Origin of the sequence: Alkalihalobacillus sp. R86527 (assembly GCF_042466185.1) — a bacterium.
Classification (GTDB): Bacteria; Bacillota; Bacilli; order Bacillales; family Guptibacillaceae; genus Guptibacillus.
Window position 1 is genome coordinate 1,124,747 of record NZ_JAXHBW010000001.1, and the last position, 22,015, is coordinate 1,146,761.

The window sequence follows — 22,015 nt, forward strand, 5'->3', positions numbered from 1 at the left end:
GGAGAACGCGGAATATGAACTTGTTTTATAACAATGAAGGTATCGGAGACACACTGATTGTAACGCTAGGGAGCACTGATCGTGAAGATCGCTCTGTTGAAAGAAAAGGAAGCGTTGCGCGTGTTTTCAGTAAAGAAACAAACCAAACAATAGGATACAACATTTTTGATATGTCTCGTACTTATACAATTAACACTGCTGGTGTGGTGGAAGAGAGCGAAGAACTTGTTTCTGCAGTAAACAACTTGCTAAAAGAAAATGGATTTGAAGATGAACTTGTTTACGATGCATCTCCGAAATTTGTAGTTGGTCTTGTTGAAGAAATGGAAAAGCATCCTAATGCTGACAAACTTAACATTTGTCAAGTTAATGTTGGAGAAGAGCGTTTGCAAATTGTATGTGGTGCTCCGAACGTTGATCAAGGCCAGAAGGTTGTAGTGGCTAAGGTGGGAGCAGTGATGCCGTCTGGGATGATTATTAAAGATGCGAATCTTCGTGGCATCGATTCTTCAGGAATGATTTGTTCAGCGAAAGAACTTGATCTTCCGGATGCACCAAAAGAAAAAGGTATTTTGGTTCTTTCGGAAAATCATGAAATTGGATCGGAATTTAAGACCTACTAGGAGATTCTCTAGTAGGTTTTTTCTTTTTGGTGTTTTTTGTATGGGGATATTGAACCGATTTTACTAATTTAGACTAAGAAGCACCTAAATTAACGAAAGATTTTAGAAAGAGCCTTACAATGACAGGGGAATTTCCGATAAAATAGAATAACAAAAGCGAAAAGGCTTAACTAGAAAAGGTGATTTTAATTGGCTAATAATTGGTTTAAAAAAGCAATGAATAAATTATTTGATGTAAACGAAGAAAAAGAATTGGACGAACCTACTGAGGAGAGAAAAGCACAAGCTCCTAAAGAATATCAGAAATTAGATCGAAGAAACTCAATTGGTAGAATTGAAAGCGGCAACCGAAAAAATGAAGCGAGAATTGTTCACCAATACCCTCGTGATGGTAATTTTCGTTTTCCTTTAATTCCTGATGAGTCTTATAAAAGCGGTAGAAAAGTTGAAAGTAAGAATAGTAATCATACTAATCCTACTAATTCAGAAAACCGCCCTTCAAAAAATAAAAAGGATCCATCAAAAAAGCAAACGATTTCTAAAACGAGCGTATCAAAAAACACTACTGAATCACAGAAAGAACCACCCAAAAAGTTTAGCGGTGTTAACTTTAAGCCTACTGATATCCCATCGCCAATCTACGGATTCAGTAAGCGCCCGGTAGCTGAAAAAGTTGAAAAAGCAATTCAAGAAACTGAAAACAGCAATAAATATACCCCTTTGAATGAACATAAAGTTATTGATCAACTCATACACAATCCGACTGATTATAGCGCTGAGGAACTTGAAATCAATTATCATTATTCTTCCGAGCTTAATGAAAAGCATGAAGAAAAAGGCTCTCTAACTAGCCAGGAACCTCCTGTATTCGAACGTGAAGCGCATGAAGTTGAAGAATTGGGAGAAGCGAGTGAACCTATCACTAAGAGTGACGTCTCTTCAATCACAGCTACTGAAGAGAACTCAAGTGAACAGGAAGAATTAAGTGCTACAACTGATCAACCTGAAGTCCATCGTCACCAAGAGAACTTCGGCCATGAAAAAGAAATAGAAGAAGAGAGCGTTTCAATTAAGGCTGTGGATGAAGAAGCTAGGATTGAGGAACAGTCACAAGGGGAAGAGCTTTCGCAACTTGAAGAATTACGTGTGGAACCTAGCGGCGATGAGGTTAGTGAAACAGATAACGACAATCGAACGGTTCAAACTTTTGAAGCGGAAGATCTTCCAATTGAATTAGAGACAGAAGTAGAAGAAAAACCAGAGGAAGAGCCAGAAAGAGAACAGGAAGTAAATGTTGATGTCTCTTCATTCATAGAGGAAGAGATAACCACTGAACCATTTAAATCTGAAGAGCCTTCTTCTGAGGAAGTTCAGCATGAGGCTAATGAGCTTGAAGAGAAAATGCTTGAATCTGAAGAGCAACAAGAAATCGAACGTCCTGCAAAGAAAGAAGAAAATAAAGTGGACCAAAAGAGAGAAGAGGGACGCCCTAAGCCTCAAGTTCCATACAATGTAATGATGCTTGCGAGCGACCGTAAACATCTTGTGAAAAAACCAGTCTCGAACGGTGAATACAAGCTACCGCCTATTTCACTATTAGATATTCCGCCACGTGACGAAGGCAACGATGAACAGTGGCTCGAGGAGCAACGTGAACTGCTCGAATCCACCTTAAAGAACTTTAATGTACAAGCAACTGTTATTGGAGCTACAATGGGGCCGACCGTGACACGTTTTGAAGTGCAGCCTAGTCCTGGTGTTAAAGTAAATAAAATCACAAACCTAAGTGATGATATCAAGTTGAGTCTAGCTGCTAGAGATATTCGGATGGAAGCTCCGATCCCAGGGCGGAACGCTATAGGAATTGAAGTTCCAAACCCAAGTAGTCGCCCCGTTTTCATACGTGAAATCGTTCGAAGTGGAGTTTTTCAAGCTAAAGACGCTGTATTGAACGCGGCGTTAGGATTTGATATCGGAGGAAACGCAAAAGTTACAGATATTCATAAAATGCCTCACGGTTTAATTGCAGGTGCTACTGGTTCAGGGAAAAGTGTGTGTATTAACTCTATTCTTGTGAGCTTATTATTAAATTCGAACCCAGCGGATGTGAAGATGCTCTTAATTGATCCGAAGATGGTTGAATTAGCGCCATACAATGGTTTACCACATCTTGTGACTCCTGTTATTAATGATGTTAAAGAAGCCACTACAGCATTGAAGTGGGCAGTGGACGAAATGGAAGAACGATATGAAAAGTTTGCAGCTGCTGGTGTTAGAGATATCAAGAGGTATAATGACAGAGCGATTGAACATGGGGAACCTCAGCACAAGTTACCTTATATCGTTGTTGTCATCGATGAGTTGGCTGACCTTATGATGGTATCTCCACAGGATGTAGAGGATGCGATTTGCAGAATAGCTCAAAAAGCAAGAGCATGCGGTATACATTTATTGGTAGCAACACAGCGCCCTTCTGTTGATGTTATTACTGGTCTCATAAAGGCCAATATTCCAACTCGTATTGCTTTCTCAGTATCTTCTCAAATTGATTCAAGAACGATTCTTGACACGGGTGGTGCAGAAAAGCTACTTGGAAAAGGAGATATGCTGTGTCTCGAAAATGGCTCCTCTAAACCAGTTCGACTACAAGGGAATTTTGTTTCAGATGAAGAAATCGAACGTGTAACATCGTATGTAAGAAAACAGAGAAAGCCAAACTATCTAATTGCCAAAGAGGATCTTGCTAAGAAGCAACAATACAATGAACAAGAAGATGACTTATTTGAAGAAGCTTGTATGTGGGCAATCGATCAAGGACAAGCATCATCTTCATCTCTACAGAGACGCTTTCGAATCGGATTTAATAGAGCGGCAAGATTGATTGAAATGATGGAAGAGAGAGGGCTAGTCTCTGAAGCAATGGGAAGTAAGCCAAGAAGCATTCTCATGAGTAAGGCTGATTTCGAAGAGACGTTCCTCAAAGATATGCGCGTATAGTGCATATCTTTTCTACTTGTTTTATCCAGGGTTGTTCTATATGATATAGAGTGTGTAAAAATTATGTTTTTTTACCCTCTTAATAAAGAATACTAGTAAATATAGAGCTCACATTCGAATGACGAAACTACTTGAAGGAGCCCCAGAATGAAAGAAATAGAACTGAAAATGCAAGGTGAAATAAAACGCTTAACAAATCGCACGTTTAAATTTGACGAAAGAGTCAAAGAAGGCTGGTTTTCAGCAGTCTACTTCCTGAAAACGTGTGAGATTGTCGAAGAGTATAAACCTGATAATCTAGTGACGATGCAGTTTTTTCAAAAGAATGATGCGGTCTTATGTGGTTCAGATGAGGCGATCGCCTTGATTAAAACATTTGCCAAAGATCCTAATTCCCTTGAAATCCACTCTTTAAAAGATGGAGATAAGATTTCACCATTCGAAACGGTATTGAAAATTAAAGGCCCATATCAGAATTTTGGTTTTCTAGAAGGGATTATTGACGGAATACTTGGCAGAAGAACCTCAGTAGCTACGAATGTATATCATGTTGTTAAAGCGGCAAGATCTTCTGGTATTCAAAAACCCGTTATTTTTATGGGTGACCGTGATGATCACTATACTCAGCAAGCCGGAGACGGTTATGCATCTTACATTGGTGGTTCTACTGCCCAAGCAACGCATGCCATGAATGAATGGTGGGGAAAAAGAGGCATGGGAACAATGCCTCATGCGCTGATACAATTGTTTAAAGGAGACGTTGTTGAAGCATCAAAAGCGTACCACTCTAAATATCCTGAAGATGATTTGATCGCCTTAGTTGATTATAATAACGATGTTATTACTGATTCTCTTAGTGTAGCAAGAGAGTTTGGTGATACGTTAAAAGGTGTTCGAGTTGATACGTCTAGAACAATGGTTGATCAATATTTCTGGCGAAACCCAGACGTGCTAGGAACCTTTGATCCAAGAGGAGTAAATGCCGAACTAATATTTGCATTAAGAGATGCTCTTAACCAAGAAGGTTACGACCATGTCAAAATTGTTGTTAGCGGTGGGTTTACAGAGGAAAGAATTCGAGAATTCGAAGGTCAAAACGTGCCTGTTGATATTTATGGCGTGGGTAGTAGTTTACTTAAAGTAAACATTGGCTTTACTGGAGATAATGTTATTATCGACGATGAGCCTGAAGCTAAAGCAGGTCGAAAATACCGCCCTAATCCAAGACTAGAACTCGTAGAGTAAAAAAGACAGGGAAGAGAACCTGTCTTTTTTAGCCAGAGAGAACCTTGTTGATATTGGAGCATACTTCCTATTTATGCTATAATGCAGTATTGTACAGAAATAGGGAGCATGAATGTAATGAAATCATATAATAAAGAAGATATTCGGTGTAGAAATGAAAGTGTGGAGGTTCTGAAATGACTATATATCACTTTGTTGGCATTAAGGGCTCCGGAATGAGCGCTCTTGCGCAAATCTTGAACGACATGGGATACAGTGTTCAGGGTTCAGATGTAGAGAAACGCTTTTTTACCCAGGAAGCCCTTGAGCAAAAAGGTATTACCATTCTTCCGTTCTCAGAAGAAAATATTGATGAGAACATGATAATAATCGCCGGCAATGCGTTTGATGATGAACATGAAGAGTTAGTTCGCGCTCGAGAGATGAACCTTCCTGTCTATCGTTATCATAAATTCCTTGGTGACTTTATTCAAAAGTTCACTAGTATTGCTGTTACAGGATCACATGGCAAAACATCAACGACTGGATTGCTTGCCCATGTCATTGGTGAAGCAGAGCCAACTTCCTTCTTGATTGGAGATGGAACTGGTAAAGGGGTAAAAGACAGCCAGTATTTCGTATTTGAAGCATGTGAATATCGTCGTCATTTCTTATCTTATCAACCTGATTATGCGATCATGACAAACATCGATTTTGATCATCCTGATTATTTTTCAGATGTCGAAGATGTTTTTTCAGCGTTTCAAGAGATGGCTATGCTTGTTAAAAAAGGAATCATTGCTTTTGGAGATGACGCATACTTGCAGCAGATTCAAACCAAAGTTCCAGTGGTGTTCTATGGCTTCGATGAGCAGAACGATTTTCAGGCAACAAATGTAAAAGTAGATGAAAATGGTACTACATTTGATGTTCATGTTCGAGACGATTACTATAGAACGTTCCAAATTCCTACCTATGGAAAGCACAATGTTCTTAACGCTCTTTCAGTAGTGGCTTTATGTCATTATGAGAACCTTCCAGGTGAAGCTGTGCAAAAGCAACTTCAAAACTTCAAAGGTGTGAAGCGTAGATTCACAGAGAAAGCAGTTGATGATCAGGTGCTTATCGATGATTATGCACATCATCCAACAGAGATAAAAGCAACGATTGAATCTGCTCAACAAAAGTATCCAGATCGTGAAGTGGTTGCCATATTCCAACCTCATACCTTCACAAGAACAAAGACGTTTTTAGATGATTTTGCTGATAGCTTAAAAGAAGCAGACGTTGTCTATCTTTGTGATATATTTGGATCAGCTAGAGAAGAATCAGGACAGCTAACGATCGATCAATTAATGGAAAAAGTTCCGAACTCTCATCTTATTACGGAAGAGTCGATCCAGAAACTGAATGATCATGATAGAGGCGTATTACTATTCATGGGAGCAGGAGATATTCAAAAATATCAGGCTGCTTATGAATCAGAGAAAGCGTCGTTATAAAAAAGAAAAGGCAAAGTGCCTTTTCTTTTTAATTTAGGACGGATGGTTCGAAAGCTATTTAATCTATAAAGATACAAAATATCCAATTTCTTCTTTGAAAAGAAAGTTTGTAAAAAAGGAATAATGGATACTCTAACGAATAATAGTAGTAAGGTTGACTCATTTTACTTCTTTATGTGAAGTGACAAACTAGTGTTTATGAGAGACAATTCAAGGGAACACAGTTAGAAAAGGAGGTGCCAGGAGATGGAGATTATTCTTTATTTGAGTGTAGCTATAATAGCTATAGCATTTGCAGTACTAGTATATTTTGTCGCGCAAACTTTGAAATCCTTAAAAGACACGCTTAGTAACACAGCAAAAACTCTTGATAGTCTTGAGAAACAGATGAATGGTCTTACTACAGAAACAACAGCATTGTTACATAAGACTAACCTTCTTGCAGAAGATATTCAGGGGAAATCAGAAGCTCTGGATACTGTGTTTGTACAAGTGAGAGAGGTTGGAACGTCACTTGGTAAGATGAACAGTTCACTGAAGAACATTTCATCGAAAGTAACTGATGAAGCTGAGCGCCAATCAGAACAAGTAACCAAGGTTGTCCAATGGGGTAACGCTGCAATGCAAATTTGGCAAAAGTGGCAAGTAAAGAAAAAGGCAACAGATCAATATATCGATTCAAAATCTTAGGAGGCTGATAACATGTCAAACGACAACAATAATAACAATAACATTAACACAAAGGATTTCATCATTGGATCATTAATCGGTGGTATCGTTGGTGCAGCAGCAGCTCTACTGTCTGCTCCAAAATCAGGTAAAGAACTTAGAAATGATCTAAATCAGCAAGCTGGAGTAGTTAAAGAGAGAACATCTCAGTTCCGCGATACGGCTGTTGAGAGAGGAACAGACATAGCAAACCGTGCAAAAGAAAGATCAAACACGATTTATAAGCAAGTATCTGATCAGTCAAACAATATTGTTTCAAAGATCAAAGAACGTAAAGCTAATTCTGAAGATCCTGACGTTCGTGCTCAGGCAGATGAAGATGTTGAGAGCTTTCAGCGTGATTTAAATGATCATTTTGTTGATGACGAGCCGGCTACTAGCGAAAACCCAACAAGACACCAATATCAGCAAGATTAATTTTAGAAGGAGAAGCTATAAACGCTTCTCCTTTTTGTATGACTTCTTTTCATCTATAATGGGTTTATGGAATAAAGAAAGGATGATGACGGTATGGGAATTAATAAACTTGCAACTCTTGATGATTTTTCAAAAGTGAAGGAAAAGACTAACCGACTTCTTTTATTTAAAAATAGTACTACATGTCCGGTCAGCGCACAGGCATTTGAGGAATTTGAGAAATTTGCTGAAGACCATGATCACGAGGTCTATTATTTAAATGTCCAGGAAGCTAGACCACTATCGAATGATATAGCTGAAACTTACGGCGTTAAACACCAATCGCCACAGGCCTTGCTCATCGATCGGGATCATGTTGTTTGGAATGATTCGCACTGGCGAATTACATACTCATCTTTGACTGATGCACTGAAAAAAAATTAATGTAGGCAAAACGGCTCTATGGAGCCGTTTTTAATTCACTGACATGATTTAATGCTTAAAAGCGTCTAAGAATTAAACTAAAAGTAGTGACATTTTATTTTTCTTCGTATATAATATCCCTAATCACTTAAATAGATAGGGAGTGGAACAAATTATGGCTAACATTCAGATAGACGAGTTGAGAGAAAAACTAGACGAGATTAACTTGCAGTTGCTCGATTTAATTAACGAGCGTGCAGAAGTAGCACAGGAAATAGGCAGAATTAAGAAATCTCAGGGGATTAATCGTTTTGACCCCGTGCGTGAGCGCAAGATGCTTGATCTGCTAGCAGAGAAGAATGACGGGCCGTTTGAAACGTCCACTCTGCAGCATATCTTTAAAGAGATTTTCAAAGCGAGTCTTGAACTACAAGAAGATGACCATCGAAAAGCTCTATTGGTTTCACGTAAGCGTCAGCCAGACAATACAGTGATCGACATCAAAGGTGAAAAAATTGGTGCAGGTGGTCAAGTATTGATTTCAGGACCTTGTGCAGTTGAAAGCTATGAACAAGTAGCTGAAGTTGCGAAAGCTGTTAAGAAGCAAGGATTCAAAATGCTTCGAGGTGGTGCATTTAAACCTCGGACTTCACCTTATGATTTCCAAGGTCTTGGTGAAGAAGGACTTAAGATCTTGAAAAAGGTTGCGGATGAATACGACCTTGCTGTTGTAAGTGAGATCGTTAATCCAGCGGACATCAAGATTGCTGAGAAGTACGTTGATGTTATTCAAATCGGTGCAAGAAACATGCAGAACTTTGAACTATTAAAAGCTGCCGGTTCTGTTGATAAGCCTGTTCTTCTTAAGAGAGGACTTTCAGCAACGATTCAGGAGTTTATCAACGCCGCTGAATATATTGTTTCAAAAGGAAATACTCAAGTAATGCTATGTGAGCGTGGTATTCGAACATACGAAAAGGCTACTCGAAACACACTTGACATTACTGCAGTACCAATCTTAAAGCAAGAAACTCACTTACCGGTATTTGTAGATGTTACTCATTCAACAGGTCGAAGAGATCTACTATTGCCAGCAGCTAAGGCAGGACTTGCTATTGGAGCAGATGGAATTATGGTAGAGGTTCACCCTGACCCTGCAGTAGCGCTTTCGGATGCGGCGCAACAGCTTGATATACCTCAATACGAGAAATTCGTAGATGACTTAAAATTAAGCGGACTTTTTAATCCTGGGAAAGCTGCACCTACTTCGTTATAAATGAATTCAGACTGTCGAAATCTACTTTCGGCAGTCTTTTTTTCGTTTTAAGGGATTTCTATATTCCTTGTGAAAATTTCGTCATATTAAAGCAAAAAAGGTATAAATGTGCTATCTTTAATACAGTTACTTTCTTGTGAAATAAAATACATACGCATATACCGTATAGGGTGATAGAATAATACCGAAACTTATAGGTAGGAGACTTACTTGATTGCGGAAGAATAATATTTGCAGTCAGAAGAATAGTATCGTATCATTAACTAAATCAAAGTCCGAAAGAGCATGAAGGAGGATTATCGTGAATACAACGATTTATGATGTAGCAAAAGAAGCAGGAGTATCAATGGCAACAGTTTCGAGGGTAGTAAACGGAAACCCTAATGTTAAGCCTGCTACAAGAAAAAAGGTCCACGAGGCAATTGAACGGTTGGGTTATCGTCCAAACGCAGTAGCACGTGGTCTTGCGAGTAAGAAAACGACTACAGTGGGCGTAATCATCCCTGATATATCCAGTATTTTCTTTGCAGAGCTTGCTAGAGGTATTGAGGATATTGCGACTATGTATAATTACAATATCATTCTAAGCAACTCAGATCAGAACAAAGAAAAGGAAATCCACCTATTGAACACAATGCTTGGTAAACAAGTAGATGGAATTGTTTTTATGGGTGGCCAAATTACTGAAGAGCACGTTGAAGAATTCAAACGCTCACCGGTACCGATCGTATTAGCTGCTACGCTAGAGAAAACAGAAGAAATTCCTTCTGTAAATATCGATTATCAACAAGCTGCATATGAGCTAGTTACAGAATTCATCGAAAAAGGCCATAAGAATATAGGTCTTGTTAGTGGTCCTTTAGAGGATCCTATCAATGGTGAAGAGAAGTTTCTAGGATATCGCAGAGCGTTAGAGGATGCAGGCTTAAAAGTGAATGAAGACATGGTAGCTATAGGTGATTACACTTATGATTCCGGTATTGAAGCTATGGCTGGATTTATCGAAAAAGATAACATGCCTACTGCAATCTTTGGTGGCACAGATGAAATGGCTCTTGGAATTATTCATGGTGCACAGGATAATGGCTACAAAGTACCAGAGGATCTTGAAGTTGTTGGATTTGATAATACAAGACTTGCTACAATGGTTAGACCAACGATGTCAACAGTAGTACAACCTATGTATGATATTGGAGCAGTGGCTATGCGACTTCTAACGAAGTTCATGAACAAAGAAACAGTTGAAGAACAAACTGTTGTATTGCCTCATCGCATTCAACATAGAGACTCTACAAACAACAAGTAATAACCATATCAATATGAAAAAGGGACCTGGTAGATTCCAGGTTCCTTTTTAGTGACTGATCTGATAGAGCGAACGTTCTAATGTTAGTTTGTTTTTTTCTGTGATTTCATTTTTTCGCGGAATTGGTTCATAAAGATCTTCAGGATCGTGCCATGTTTTCGGTAGCTCTAATGGTGATAGTGATTGCCAACGCTCAATCCATTTCCCTGGTAAGGCTCCAGTAGCAATCTTATTTTTCATTTCTAGCCAGATTCTAGACCATGCTCTCGGCACGACTCGCCATACATCATAGCCGCCTCCACCAACAGCAACCCATTTTCCATCACAGTATTCATGTGCAAGCTCATGAGCAAGTTTTGGAATAAACTCGAAGCTATTCATTGAAACTGAAAGGTGTGTGAGAGGGTCATAGTAATGAGCATCAGCACCATTTTGCGTGAGGATGATATCAGGTTTAAAGAATTCGATTACTTTTCGAAATGACGTTTCATAAACTTCTTGAAATGACTCATCTTCAGTAAATGCATCGATTGGAACGTTAAAAGAGAAGCCATAGCCTTTGCCATGACCTTTTTCGTTAATATTTCCTGTGCCAGGAAACAAATAACGACCCGTTTCATGAATGGAAAGTGTACATACATTTGGGTCATCATAAAAAGCCCATTGTACCCCATCTCCATGGTGGGCATCTGTATCGACATACAACACTCTTGCGTCATATTTCTGCTTCATATATTCAATTGCAATCGAACTATCATTGTAAATACAAAATCCAGATGCTTTCCCACGAAACCCGTGATGAAGTCCGCCGCCTATATTTAAAGCATGCTTGGCTTTTCCTGTCATCACAGCGTCTACTGCTGTCAAGGTGCCGCCTACTAATAACGCACTGGCTTCATGCATATTAGAAAAAATAGGCGTGTCTTCTGTTCCTAACCCATAGTTAGAAGCAACGGAAGAGGCTAGTGTTCCTTTGCCTGCATCTTTCACCGCTTTTATGTATGCTGGGTCGTGAATCAATGCAATTTCATCGTCACTTGCAATCCTCGGTGAAATGATTTCATCCTCTGATAATACACTCAGCTCTTTCAATAAATCATGAGTTAATTGGACTCTAATATGATTGAAAGGGTGATTATCACTAAATTTGTAGTTTAAGTAATCTGAGGAGTAAACGAATAAAGAGTCATTCTTCATCTTTGAACACCTGGCATACTTGGCCAAAGCACTTCATAACCCTCTGTAGTAATATCATTTACAACAGCTGTTGGATTCATCGTCTGAACTCTAAAAACAATATTTTTATACCTTTCGTTATGACTACAAGGATAGACCAGCACACTTATGATGTTTACATTTCGCTTTCGAATAATCTGTGTAATATCTGCAAGCTTCCCAGATACATTCTCGACTTGCACTTCGATATGAGAACTTGGTTGATGTGCACCTGTAAGAAGGATAAGAGTGTGCAGCATATCTGTCTCAGTAACGATCCCAATAACTTTTCTATTATCTATAATCGGGATGCAGGATATTCTGTGTTCATAAAACACAGTTGAGATTTCCTCAACGAAATCAAGAGGGTGTGCAGTGATAACATTCTTTTTCATAATAGAAGACAGTGAAGAGTCTAAAACTTCTCTGTTAGGATTAGCATCGAGTATCGATGGGCTAGCTTCTTTTACATCTCGATCTGAAACGATCCCTACTAATTCTCCATCGTTATTAACAATGGGGAGATGACGTATATTCTTTTCTCGCATCAATTTAATCGCATCTGCGATCGTTTGCGATTCATTCAGAGAAAATACATTCCTGTTCATTATTTCCTCAATGATCAAGTCCTCTCACTCCTTTAAATCTCAATACATGAAACGATTTTGAAAACGTAATGCGTCAAAAGCTTGTATCGACTCTCGATCGACTCTCGATCCGATCTTCGCCATTAAACAATTGGCTGGGTGAGAGCTTATTTCTGGGTCATCTGTGGCATACCATTCCAGACCACCTGCATTCATCATTTTCTCCATTACTTTTCGATAGTCCCATACTGACAATCCTGTACCTTTAAGGTCCCAATGCCAATAATATTCGGTTGTAATGACAATATAATCATTCATTGAATCATCCATAAAGGAGGTTCTCAACAAGCTTTTTCCTACTTTGGCGTTTCGATATTTAGGTATTACTTCAATAGCCCCAAGTTCAAGTAGGTTCTCCATCTTACCTTCTGACCATCTTTCCATTGGATCTGGATATAAAAACGTCACATAACCAACAATTGTTTCCCGTTCTCTTACTACGATAATTCTTCCTTCTGGAAGTCCAGCAATTTCTATTAAAGCCTTATGTTGCTGTTCAGGCGGGCGAAATGCTACCAGATCTTTATGTAAATGATAGGAGGCGAGGCGGTCGGGTGTAATCGGTCCCTCAATTATCAATTTGCCATGAGGTGTGTTCCATTCAACTGCATTGTATGTCTTTTGATGTTCCATCTAGTCACCACCTTTAATAACGATCTCAGCTCTTATTATACATGATTCTGTATAAATGTAAGGGGTTTCAGGTTGATTTTATTAACTTTTGTTATTTGTTAAAATATTACGAATTTATGTTATACTATCAGTGAAATCATTGAAAGATGTAGAAGAAGGAGGAGAATTACTTGGAATTGAAATCGCTTTCTGCCACTCGTGGAAATCACAACTTACAGGATTATGAAGCTACTTATGAGAATTTTGAATGGAAAGAAGCAGAAAAAGCATTTTCCTGGAATGAAACTGGGAATGTAAATATGGCTTATGAAGCAATCGATAAGCATGCTGAATCTGAACGAAAAAATAAAGTAGCCCTCTATTTTTCTGATCCAAAAAGGGATGAAAAGTATACGTATAGTGAAATGAAGACATTAAGTAACAAAGCCGGAAATGTTTTGAAGAAAGTGAATGTTGAAAAAGGTGATCGAGTATTCATCTTTATGCCTCGTTCTCCGGAACTCTATTTCATTTTGCTTGGAACATTGAAGTTAGGAGCTATTGCTGGTCCATTATTTGAAGCGTTTATGGAGGGGGCCGTTCGCGACCGCCTTGAAGATAGCGAAGCAAAGGTTCTTGTTACGACTCCTGAGTTACTCGATCGTGTACCTATAGATGAACTGCCTCATCTAGAGAGTATCGTGCTTGTTGGGGAAAACGTGAAAGAAGAAGGACCTTATATTGATTTTTATAATCATTTTGAATCAGCAGATAAGAACCTTAAGATCGAATGGGTCGACCGTGAAGATGGAATGATTCTCCATTATACGTCAGGTTCAACTGGAAAACCAAAAGGTGTTCTTCATGTACACAATGCTATGATTCAACATTATCAAACAGCACAGTGGGTACTAGATTTGAAAGAAGATGATGTGTATTGGTGCACAGCAGATCCAGGCTGGGTTACTGGTACTTCTTACGGAATTTTCGCTCCATGGCTAGCAGGGACATCTAACGTGATTCGTGGTGGTCGCTTTAGTCCGGAAGATTGGTATTCAACTATTGAGAAATATGGTGTAACGGTTTGGTATAGTGCTCCTACTGCGTTCCGTATGCTTATGGGAGCTGGAGATGAAATCCTGAAAAACTACGATTTATCTTCGCTACGTCATGTGCTGAGTGTCGGAGAACCATTAAATCCCGAAGTTATCAAATGGGGCAATAAAGTCTTAGATCAACGCATTCACGATAACTGGTGGATGACAGAGACAGGTGCTCAGCTAATCAGTAACTATCCTTCAATGGAGATTAAGCCCGGTTCTATGGGTAAACCAATTCCTGGCGTGCACGCGGCCATTGTGGATGATCAAGGTAATGAGTTACCGCCTAACCGTATGGGTAACTTGGCGATTAAAAAAGGTTGGCCTTCCATGATGCGCGCGATTTGGAATCGTCAAGAAAAGTATGAGAGTTACTTTATGAAAGGTGACTGGTATGTGTCAGGTGATTCCGCATATAAGGATGAAGATGGCTACTACTGGTTCCAGGGTCGTGTTGATGATGTAATTATGACTTCAGGTGAACGTGTTGGTCCGTTTGAAGTTGAAAGTAAACTTGTCGAGCATGCTGCAGTTGCAGAAGCTGGAGTTATTGGCAAACCTGATCCAGTCCGTGGTGAAATCATCAAAGCGTTCATTGCACTACGTTCTGGTTATGAGCCTACAGATGAGTTAATGGAAGAGATTCGCAATCACGTGAAGAAAGGGCTGGCTGCTCATGCAGCACCTAGAGAAATCGAATTTCGTGATAAACTTCCTAAAACGAGAAGTGGTAAGATTATGCGTCGCGTCTTAAAAGCATGGGAGCTTGACTTACCAACTGGTGATTTATCTACTATGGAAGATTAATAACGACAAAAATCCCCGCAGCTTCTGCTGCGGGGATTTTGTTATTCATCACTGTTTGAGTTGTTGGTTCCCTGATTATTGCTAGAGTTTGAACTATTGGAACCTGAACTATTTGAGCTTGAATTGCTACTAGAATTATTTGAACCTGAATTGCTATTTGAATCATTGGAGGTCGAATTATTGTTATTTCCATCTCCAGAATTCTCATTACCATTTCCAGCGTTCCCACCGTTTGATTCTCCTGAGTTTTCTTCGTCGCTCGAATCATCGTTGTTGTCACCGCCGGACTCATCATCACCATCATCTTCAGGTGGTTCTGGCTTTTCTTTTTCTTCTGGCTTATCAGACCAATCACCTGATGTAACTTTTGCAGAAGGAGAGGATTCATTTCCCGCAACGTCGACTGCTGTAACATAGTAAGCGTAAGGTCCCGATGGAATATTGAACGAGCTACCATCAGATGATTTTATGCTACCTAACTTAGTAAATGAATTACTTCCATTTCCAGCTCGGTAAATGCGGTATCCAACTATATCACTTTCTCCTGATTCGTTCCACGTGAGAGTAGAACCGCTAATGGAGACTCTTCCGACTGCTCCAGGTTTCTTACCGTTTTCTTTGGCAACAGTACCTTCTGAAACGATGTTTAAGTTACTGAATTTCGATGGAAGAAGTGTACTAAGGTCAATACCTTCAAAATAATCTTCTTTAATCATCACGCCACTTGTTACAAATTCTGCTGGCGTTGAAGAGAGTGCTTCATAGGTTTTTCCTTTGATAACAACGTATCTACCTTGAGTTAAACTGTCATCCACTTCTGTAGGTACGTACTTTGCATTAAATAGATCTGTTTGAACAAGTCCAGCTTGCTGACATAAATCAGAAGCAAGCTTCCCAGATATTCCACAGAAAGATCTTCTAACAATTCCGGTTGGCATATCGAATCGTTTTTGTGGATCCATTAGCTCTGGTTTCTGATCATAAGCTGCATTCGCAAACAGTGCCCATAAGTTTTTATTACGACTAGCATATTGAGAGTCCATTCTCATTTGCTTGTCATATCCTGTCCAAACGCCAAGAGATACATTAGGATTAACTGCTACAAACCAAGCATCCCTATAACCTTGACCAGTTCCAGTTTTACCTGCCCAATCGGCTGTGAATTTCAATTTACCTGGCACATCCTGTGCAGTACCCTGTCTAACTACGTCTCTCATCATATCGATTGTAAGGTAAGACGTTTGAGGGCTGAAGACTTGAACAGGGTCTGGCTTATGTTGGTAAACAACATTGCCATCTCTGTCGACAATCTTATCGATCATATAAGCGTCTACGAATTTACCACCGTTCGCAAATGTTCCAAAAGCATTGGTGTTTTCTTCAACGCTTACGCCTCGTGTTAAAGCACCGATTGACATGGATGGAGCATATCTATCATCGACAGTAAGAGTGCTAAAGCCCATTTTCACTAAATATTCCGTAGCTTCCACAGGGTTCATTTTGGAGTATACTCGAGCCGCCGGAACGTTATAGGACCGTTCAAGTGCCTTTCTGGCAGTTACTAGACCATGATAGTTTGAAGAATAGTTGCCCGGATTAAAGGCATTCTTTCCCTTAATAGGAAGGTCCGGGATAATATAGCCTGGCTGTACTTTTCCTATCTCCATTGCTGGAGCATAGTCGAGTAATGGCTTCATAGTAGAACCATTTGAGCGATAGGCATTCGTTGCATGGTTGAGTGCTTCTTGACCAAAATCTCTACCACCAACAAATGATAGGATTTTTCCAGACTTATTCTCGATTAAAATTCCGCCAACTTGCATGGGGTATTCTTTATCAACCATTTCACCCGTTTCAGGATCTTGAACGGATACTGTCTTAGGGCTTTGGAAATACCTTCCGTTATCAAGAACTTTATCTCTAGCTGCATTCATTGAATTATATACATTTTTGTCGATTGTAGTGTGAATCTTATATCCATTTTTCCTAAGTTCTTTTTCAGCGTTGCTCATAAACTCAATAAAGATTTTTGAGTCTTTTTCTACTTCTTCCCATTTGAGCCCCATCTTTTCTGCGCTTTCTTCTACTGTTCTTTTTGTGACGTTTGCATCATATGTGACTCTATTATATTGATTGATGCTTTCCGCAAGTTTCTTCCCATCATAGCCTTCCTCATTAGCAATTTGCTCTGCAAGAACTGTTTTGGCTCGATCTTCTATTTCGAACGTTAGATATGGGTATTGTTCAAAAGGTGAAGGAGAAGAGTCTGTTAAATTTTTCTCAATGTCGTATTCTATAGCTTTGTTATATTCTTCCTCGGTAATCGTACCTTCCGTATACATGCGGTAGAGGACGAACTTCATCCGCTCAATCCCTGGTGAAAGATCATCTTTCACAATTCCAGAGTTTGTAAAAGGTGTGTATGTATAAGGGTTTTTCGGTAGGCCGGCAATAAAAGCGGCTTGAGGCAGATTTAATTCACTAGCGTCTACACCAAAGATGCCTTTGGCCGCTGTTTGGACACCAGCGATATTTCTTCCAGAAGCATTTCGACCGAATGGTACGACATTCAGGTACGCTTCAAGTATTTCTTCTTTTTCAAAGAAGTTCTCAAGACGCAAAGCAAGTAACATTTCTTTCGCTTTTCGTTCAAAGGAAACTTCTCTTGTTAATATTTGGTTTTTGACTAGCTGCTGTGTGAGTGTACTACCACCTGTTCGATCTTCAGAGTTTGTGAGCTCTTGAAGAACGGCTCGTCCAATTGCTTTAGGAACAATCCCGTCGTGGTCATAAAAATATTCATCTTCAGTTGAAATGACTGCCTTCTGTACTAGAGGGGAGACGTCTTTTAAATCGACTTCCTTTCGCTCGATATCCGATCGAAAGTTACCGAGAAGAACATCGTCAGCAAAGTATATCTCACTAGTTTCTTCATAGTTATAGACGTCTCTCTTCATCTCATCATAGGAGCGGATCTGTTCATCCTTCACTAAAGATGCAAAATACCCTGCACCTACACCACCGGCAAACAAGCTACCCATAAGTCCGAGCACGAGAAAAATTAAGAATAAATTCCAAATGACTTTATAAGCAATTCTTGAGCCTGTTAAGATGTGATATTCTTGCAATCTATCGATGAACGCGTTCCACTTCGACCTGATAGAAGAAAAAAGCTCTCGCATTCCTATACCTCCTCAATTAATCCTAATTATTATAGCATATCTAGTCGATATTTGTATAAAGCGTTCGCCTATATATAGGGGCTAGAATTGACATTATAGGTCGAAGTATGATATTAATTTAGTTAGATTTTTAAACGTGTGTGCGAAGAATGGACTAAGTAGCGTTTTCCTCCCTTTTTCAGAGAGTTGGTGGTCGGTGTGAACCAATATAAAGGAAATGTGAATTACTTCCATGAGCATCTGGTGTGAAGAGCAAATGAAATTTGTTTGTGTAGCATCAAGACGGACCAGGCCGTTATCCTGATGAAGTGGGAGAAAGCTTACTTTCTTCAACAAGGGTGGTACCGCGATTAAACTCGTCCCTTACCAGGGGGCGAGTTTTTTATGTGTTCAATTTTAATTGGAAAAGGAGTCAGTATCATGCATATCTTAGATGAACTTGAAGCTAGAGGGCTTATTAATCAGGTGACTGATGAAAAAGGCCTTAAGAAAGAACTTTCAGAAAACAGTATTGGAATCTATTCTGGATTTGATCCAACAGCAGACAGCCTTCACATAGGCCACCTTCTTCCGGTGCTTGCTCTTAGAAGATTTCAGCTTGCGGGTCATACACCGATTGCACTTGTTGGAGGTGCAACGGGCCTAATTGGAGATCCTAGTGGTCGTGCTAACGAAAGAACGTTGAATTCAGAAGATATCGTTCAAGAATGGACAAACAAACTACAAGGACAACTCGCTCGTTTTCTCGATTTTGAGACTAGTGAAAACCCAGCAAAAGCTGTGAATAACTTTGATTGGATCGGTGGTTTAAACATTATTCCTTTCCTACGTGATATTGGAAAGAATTTTGGATTGAACTATATGCTTGCAAAAGACTCAGTTTCCTCACGTCTCGATGCAGGTATTTCGTTTACTGAGTTTACGTACATGATTCTCCAGTCCTATGACTTTCTTGAACTATATCGTAATGAGAACTGTCGTCTTCAAATCGGTGGAAGTGACCAGTGGGGAAATATCACTGCTGGACTTGAGTTAATCCGAAAAGAAGAAGGATCTGAAGAGGGAGAGCGTCCAAAAGCATTCGGAGCGACATTTCCACTCGTTACGAAGAGTGATGGTTCTAAATTCGGTAAGTCAGAAGGAGGCGCTATCTGGCTTGATGCAGACAAAACGTCACCTTATGAATTCTACCAATTCTGGATCAACACGGATGATCGCGATGTTGTGAAATTTCTTTATTACTTCACATTCTTAAGCACTGATGAGATTAAAGAGCTTGAAACTTTGAATGATAAGGCTCCCGAAAAGAGAGAAGCTCATCGTAAGTTAGCTGAAGAAGTTACAAGACTTGTGCATGGCGAAGAAAAACTTCAGCAAGCAATCAATATATCTCAAGCGCTTTTCAGTGGTGAGATTAAAGAATTAACAGCTGATGAAATACGCCAAGGCTTTAAAGATGTTCCTTCTTACCACGTTGAAGAGGATGACAAGGGATTGATCGATCTACTCGTTGAGGCAGGTATTTCATCTTCAAAACGTCAGGCGAGAGAAGATATTAAAAACGGAGCCATCTACATTAACGGTGAACGTAATCAGGAGATGAATAAAGTTGTCTCTTCTTCAGATCGCATCGAAGGACAATACGTTATTATTAGAAGAGGGAAGAAAAAATACTATCTCCTTACATTCTAATCAAAAAAAGCCGGTAATCATTTTTTATGATTACCGGCTTTTTTATCTTTGAACATGTTTTGTGATGCAATTTAGATAATAAAAAACCTCGGAACAAAGTCCGAGGTTTTTTAGAAACAGCTTAACGAGAGTAGTACTCAACGATAAGAGCTTCAGTGATTTCTGCAGGAAGTTCAGAACGCTCAGGAAGGCGAGAGTACGTACCTTCAAGCTTATCTGCATCAAAAGTAAGGTATTCTGGAACAAAGTTGTTCACTTCAATAGCTTCTTTGATGATGTCAAGGTTGTTAGACTTCTCACGAACACTTAGTACTTGACCAGTTGCTACGCGGTAAGAAGGAATGTCAACACGTTTGCCATCAACTGTGATGTGGCCGTGGTTAACTAGCTGACGAGCCTGACGGCGAGTACGAGCTAGACCCATACGATAAACAAGGTTATCAAGACGAGATTCAAGAAGAATCATGAAGTTCTCACCATGAACACCTTTCATTTTACCAGCATCATCGAAAAGACGACGGAATTGACGTTCAGTCATTCCATACATGTGACGAAGCTTTTGCTTCTCTTGAAGCTGAAGTCCATATTCAGAAAGCTTTCTACGCTGGTTAGGTCCATGTTGACCTGGAGCGTAAGGGCGCTTTTCCAATTCTTTACCTGTTCCACTTAGAGAAATACCAAGACGACGAGAAATTTTCCAACTTGGTCCTGTATAACGAGCCATAATTAGCTCCTCCTTTATCACTATTTTTATTGGTATAAAATAAAAACAGTGTCGTGATTCCGATTTGTGCACATTATGTTTTCACACACCTTCACCTCGACAGCCGGAGGTTACGCGGAGCACCTATTTAAAGGAACATAATGAAATCACAAGCCGTCACGCTGCTGCCCATTCTTATTTTACACAACTGTCATTGTAACCTTTCTATAGATTCATGTCAACATCAGTCGTTTTCTAGTATGATAGGTATTTCTATAAAAAATGAAATTCCTCTTCACCTTCTATAAGAAAGCGCTTACAATATAATTGAATGATACATAGATTTAAGATAGAGGGGGAGCTATATTGAAAAAGGAACGTCAATTCGAAACGAGAACAATCCATGAAGGCTATGATGCTGAATCACATCATAACAGTCTTGCGTCGCCTATATATCAAACATCCACGTTTACCTTTGAAACTGCTGAAGCCGGTGAAAAAAGGTTTGCAGGTGAGGAACCAGGATATATATATTCTAGATTAGGAAATCCAACAGTCAAAATGTTAGAGGAACGTATAGCATCTCTAGAAGGAGCAGATGGAGGGTTAGCGTTTGGATCCGGGATGGCTGCTGTATCAGCAGTCTTGTTTCACCTCGTTCGATCAGGTGACCATATCTTATGTTCTGAAGGCGTATATGGATGTACCTTCGGTTTATTACAATTAATGAAAGAGAAGTTCTCAGTTGAGCATGACTTGCTTCCGCTTGATTCAAAAGAGCAAATTATAGAAGCGATTCGACCAAATACAAGTGTTATCTATATTGAAACACCGATCAATCCGACTTTGAAGTTAATCGATTTACAGATGATCTCTTCGATAGCCAAGGAAAGAGGAATCACAGTTGTTGTCGATAATACGTTTTCCACGCCATATCTACAACGACCATTGGAATTTGGTTGCGATATCGTTTTGCATAGTGCAACAAAATACATCGGAGGACATGGTGACGTAGTGGCCGGTCTCGTAGTCGGAAATCAGGAAACGATTTCTTCGATCGCTAAATCCACACAAAAAGATATTGGAGGTATATTATCTCCTTTTGATGCATGGCTTCTATTACGAGGGTTAAAAACTTTGCCAATTCGTATGGATCGGCATTGTGCAAACTCTGAGTCCATCGTTGAGAAACTTAAAGATCATCCAAGAATTAAGAGAGTCATGTACCCAGGATTGGAAGAATCTCCGTCTTACTCTATTGCAAGTAGACAAATGAAAAAGCCAGGAGGACTCATAAGTTTTGAGTTGGATGGTGGGAAGGCTGAGGCGCAAGCATTCATGAATCGACTTGAAATGATAAAGATTGCTGTAAGTCTAGGTGATGCTGAAACGCTAATCCAACATCCAGCTACTATGACGCATGCTGTGGTGCCCGTGGAAGAAAGAATGAGGATGGGAATCAATGAATCACTTATACGAATTTCAATCGGATTAGAAGCATGGGAAGACGTTTGGGCAGATCTAGAGCAAGCGTTAGATTCTTGACCAAGGTCGTCAATAACGATAGAAAACAGCCGCGGA

Annotated in this window: 17 protein-coding genes and 1 other annotated feature; of the genes, 12 read left to right on the forward strand and 5 right to left on the reverse strand. The window is 39.6% G+C overall.

The features are described from left to right. Positions 1 to 14: 14 nt before the first annotated feature. From ytpR to ccpA, 9 genes are all read left to right on the forward strand, one after another. Positions 15 to 623: a YtpR family tRNA-binding protein gene (gene ytpR, locus SJY16_RS05700; RefSeq protein ID WP_377888134.1), complete on the forward strand. Its 609-nt coding sequence runs from the start codon at positions 15 to 17 to the stop codon at positions 621 to 623. A gap of 189 nt (positions 624 to 812) precedes the next feature. Continuing rightward, entirely contained in the window at positions 813 to 3,620 is a 2,808-nt protein-coding gene (locus tag SJY16_RS05705) for a DNA translocase FtsK (protein ID WP_377888135.1), read from the forward strand. Positions 3,621 to 3,767: 147 nt separating this feature from the next. Continuing rightward, complete coding sequence (locus SJY16_RS05710; RefSeq protein ID WP_377888136.1) at positions 3,768 to 4,865, forward strand: nicotinate phosphoribosyltransferase; 1,098 nt, start codon at positions 3,768 to 3,770, stop codon at positions 4,863 to 4,865. A 176-nt stretch (positions 4,866 to 5,041) separates the two neighbouring features. Further along, positions 5,042 to 6,346, forward strand: a complete 1,305-nt coding sequence (gene murC / locus SJY16_RS05715) for a UDP-N-acetylmuramate--L-alanine ligase (RefSeq protein WP_377888137.1) — start codon at positions 5,042 to 5,044, stop codon at positions 6,344 to 6,346. A 246-nt stretch (positions 6,347 to 6,592) separates the two neighbouring features. After that, positions 6,593 to 7,036, forward strand: a complete 444-nt coding sequence (locus SJY16_RS05720) for a DUF948 domain-containing protein (protein ID WP_377888138.1) — start codon at positions 6,593 to 6,595, stop codon at positions 7,034 to 7,036. A gap of 12 nt (positions 7,037 to 7,048) precedes the next feature. After that, on the forward strand, positions 7,049 to 7,492 hold the full coding sequence (locus SJY16_RS05725) for a YtxH domain-containing protein (RefSeq protein ID WP_377888139.1): 444 nt from the start codon (positions 7,049 to 7,051) through the stop codon (positions 7,490 to 7,492). A 93-nt stretch (positions 7,493 to 7,585) separates the two neighbouring features. Then, positions 7,586 to 7,915, forward strand: coding sequence for a bacillithiol system redox-active protein YtxJ (ytxJ, locus tag SJY16_RS05730; RefSeq protein ID WP_377888140.1), 330 nt, complete (start codon positions 7,586 to 7,588; stop codon positions 7,913 to 7,915). Between the two features lie 154 nt (positions 7,916 to 8,069). Next, the gene (locus SJY16_RS05735; protein ID WP_377888141.1) at positions 8,070 to 9,170 is read left to right on the forward strand and encodes a bifunctional 3-deoxy-7-phosphoheptulonate synthase/chorismate mutase; all 1,101 of its coding nucleotides are present in this window, start codon (positions 8,070 to 8,072) and stop codon (positions 9,168 to 9,170) included. Between the two features lie 301 nt (positions 9,171 to 9,471). Then, positions 9,472 to 10,476 carry a catabolite control protein A gene (gene ccpA, locus SJY16_RS05740; protein ID WP_377888142.1) on the forward strand — a complete coding sequence of 335 codons (1,005 nt, stop codon included), beginning with the start codon at positions 9,472 to 9,474 and terminating at the stop codon, positions 10,474 to 10,476. A gap of 48 nt (positions 10,477 to 10,524) precedes the next feature. Here the strand turns inward: ccpA and SJY16_RS05745 are convergent, their stop codons facing one another. The 3 genes from SJY16_RS05745 to SJY16_RS05755 are packed head-to-tail and all read right to left on the reverse strand — an operon-like array spanning position 10,525 to position 12,971. Further along, complete coding sequence (locus SJY16_RS05745; RefSeq protein ID WP_377888143.1) at positions 10,525 to 11,673, reverse strand: acetoin utilization protein AcuC; 1,149 nt, start codon at positions 11,671 to 11,673, stop codon at positions 10,525 to 10,527. Then, entirely contained in the window at positions 11,670 to 12,317 is a 648-nt protein-coding gene (locus SJY16_RS05750; RefSeq protein ID WP_377888144.1) for an acetoin utilization AcuB family protein, read from the reverse strand. Before SJY16_RS05750 ends, SJY16_RS05745 begins: the two co-directional genes overlap by 4 nt. A gap of 21 nt (positions 12,318 to 12,338) precedes the next feature. Continuing rightward, a complete protein-coding gene (locus SJY16_RS05755) occupies positions 12,339 to 12,971 on the reverse strand; it encodes a GNAT family N-acetyltransferase (RefSeq protein ID WP_377888145.1) in 633 nt (210 codons plus the stop codon). Between the two features lie 170 nt (positions 12,972 to 13,141). Between SJY16_RS05755 and acsA the strand changes: the two genes are divergently transcribed. After that, positions 13,142 to 14,857: an acetate--CoA ligase gene (acsA, locus tag SJY16_RS05760; RefSeq protein WP_377888146.1), complete on the forward strand. Its 1,716-nt coding sequence runs from the start codon at positions 13,142 to 13,144 to the stop codon at positions 14,855 to 14,857. Positions 14,858 to 14,898: 41 nt separating this feature from the next. Here acsA and SJY16_RS05765 read toward each other — a convergent pair whose 3' ends face one another. Next, positions 14,899 to 18,039: a transglycosylase domain-containing protein gene (locus SJY16_RS05765; RefSeq protein WP_377888147.1), complete on the reverse strand. Its 3,141-nt coding sequence runs from the start codon at positions 18,037 to 18,039 to the stop codon at positions 14,899 to 14,901. Positions 18,040 to 18,175: 136 nt separating this feature from the next. Then, positions 18,176 to 18,406: a binding site (T-box leader), on the forward strand. A 53-nt stretch (positions 18,407 to 18,459) separates the two neighbouring features. Here SJY16_RS05765 and tyrS point away from each other — a divergent pair. Beyond that, on the forward strand, positions 18,460 to 19,731 hold the full coding sequence (gene tyrS / locus SJY16_RS05770; protein WP_377888148.1) for a tyrosine--tRNA ligase: 1,272 nt from the start codon (positions 18,460 to 18,462) through the stop codon (positions 19,729 to 19,731). Positions 19,732 to 19,852: 121 nt separating this feature from the next. Here tyrS and rpsD read toward each other — a convergent pair whose 3' ends face one another. Then, positions 19,853 to 20,455 carry a 30S ribosomal protein S4 gene (gene rpsD, locus SJY16_RS05775; protein WP_377888149.1) on the reverse strand — a complete coding sequence of 201 codons (603 nt, stop codon included), beginning with the start codon at positions 20,453 to 20,455 and terminating at the stop codon, positions 19,853 to 19,855. A 342-nt stretch (positions 20,456 to 20,797) separates the two neighbouring features. Between rpsD and megL the strand changes: the two genes are divergently transcribed. Beyond that, a complete protein-coding gene (gene megL, locus SJY16_RS05780) occupies positions 20,798 to 21,979 on the forward strand; it encodes a methionine gamma-lyase (RefSeq protein WP_377892077.1) in 1,182 nt (393 codons plus the stop codon). The last annotated feature ends 36 nt before the right edge of the window (positions 21,980 to 22,015 follow it).

What these genes read in the sequence shown, in the direction of transcription:
- ytpR (WP_377888134.1), top strand. Translation starts at nt 15, where the DNA reads ATGAACTTGTTTTATAACAATGAAGGTATCGGAGACACACTGATTGTA.
- SJY16_RS05710 (WP_377888136.1), top strand. Translation starts at nt 3,768, where the DNA reads ATGAAAGAAATAGAACTGAAAATGCAAGGTGAAATAAAACGCTTAACA.
- murC (WP_377888137.1), top strand. Translation starts at nt 5,042, where the DNA reads ATGACTATATATCACTTTGTTGGCATTAAGGGCTCCGGAATGAGCGCT.
- SJY16_RS05720 (WP_377888138.1), top strand. Translation starts at nt 6,593, where the DNA reads ATGGAGATTATTCTTTATTTGAGTGTAGCTATAATAGCTATAGCATTT.
- SJY16_RS05725 (WP_377888139.1), top strand. Translation starts at nt 7,049, where the DNA reads ATGTCAAACGACAACAATAATAACAATAACATTAACACAAAGGATTTC.
- ytxJ (WP_377888140.1), top strand. Translation starts at nt 7,586, where the DNA reads ATGGGAATTAATAAACTTGCAACTCTTGATGATTTTTCAAAAGTGAAG.
- SJY16_RS05735 (WP_377888141.1), top strand. Translation starts at nt 8,070, where the DNA reads ATGGCTAACATTCAGATAGACGAGTTGAGAGAAAAACTAGACGAGATT.
- SJY16_RS05745 (WP_377888143.1), bottom strand. Translation starts at nt 11,673, where the DNA reads ATGAAGAATGACTCTTTATTCGTTTACTCCTCAGATTACTTAAACTAC.
- SJY16_RS05755 (WP_377888145.1), bottom strand. Translation starts at nt 12,971, where the DNA reads ATGGAACATCAAAAGACATACAATGCAGTTGAATGGAACACACCTCAT.
- SJY16_RS05765 (WP_377888147.1), bottom strand. Translation starts at nt 18,039, where the DNA reads ATGCGAGAGCTTTTTTCTTCTATCAGGTCGAAGTGGAACGCGTTCATC.
- tyrS (WP_377888148.1), top strand. Translation starts at nt 18,460, where the DNA reads ATGCATATCTTAGATGAACTTGAAGCTAGAGGGCTTATTAATCAGGTG.
- rpsD (WP_377888149.1), bottom strand. Translation starts at nt 20,455, where the DNA reads ATGGCTCGTTATACAGGACCAAGTTGGAAAATTTCTCGTCGTCTTGGT.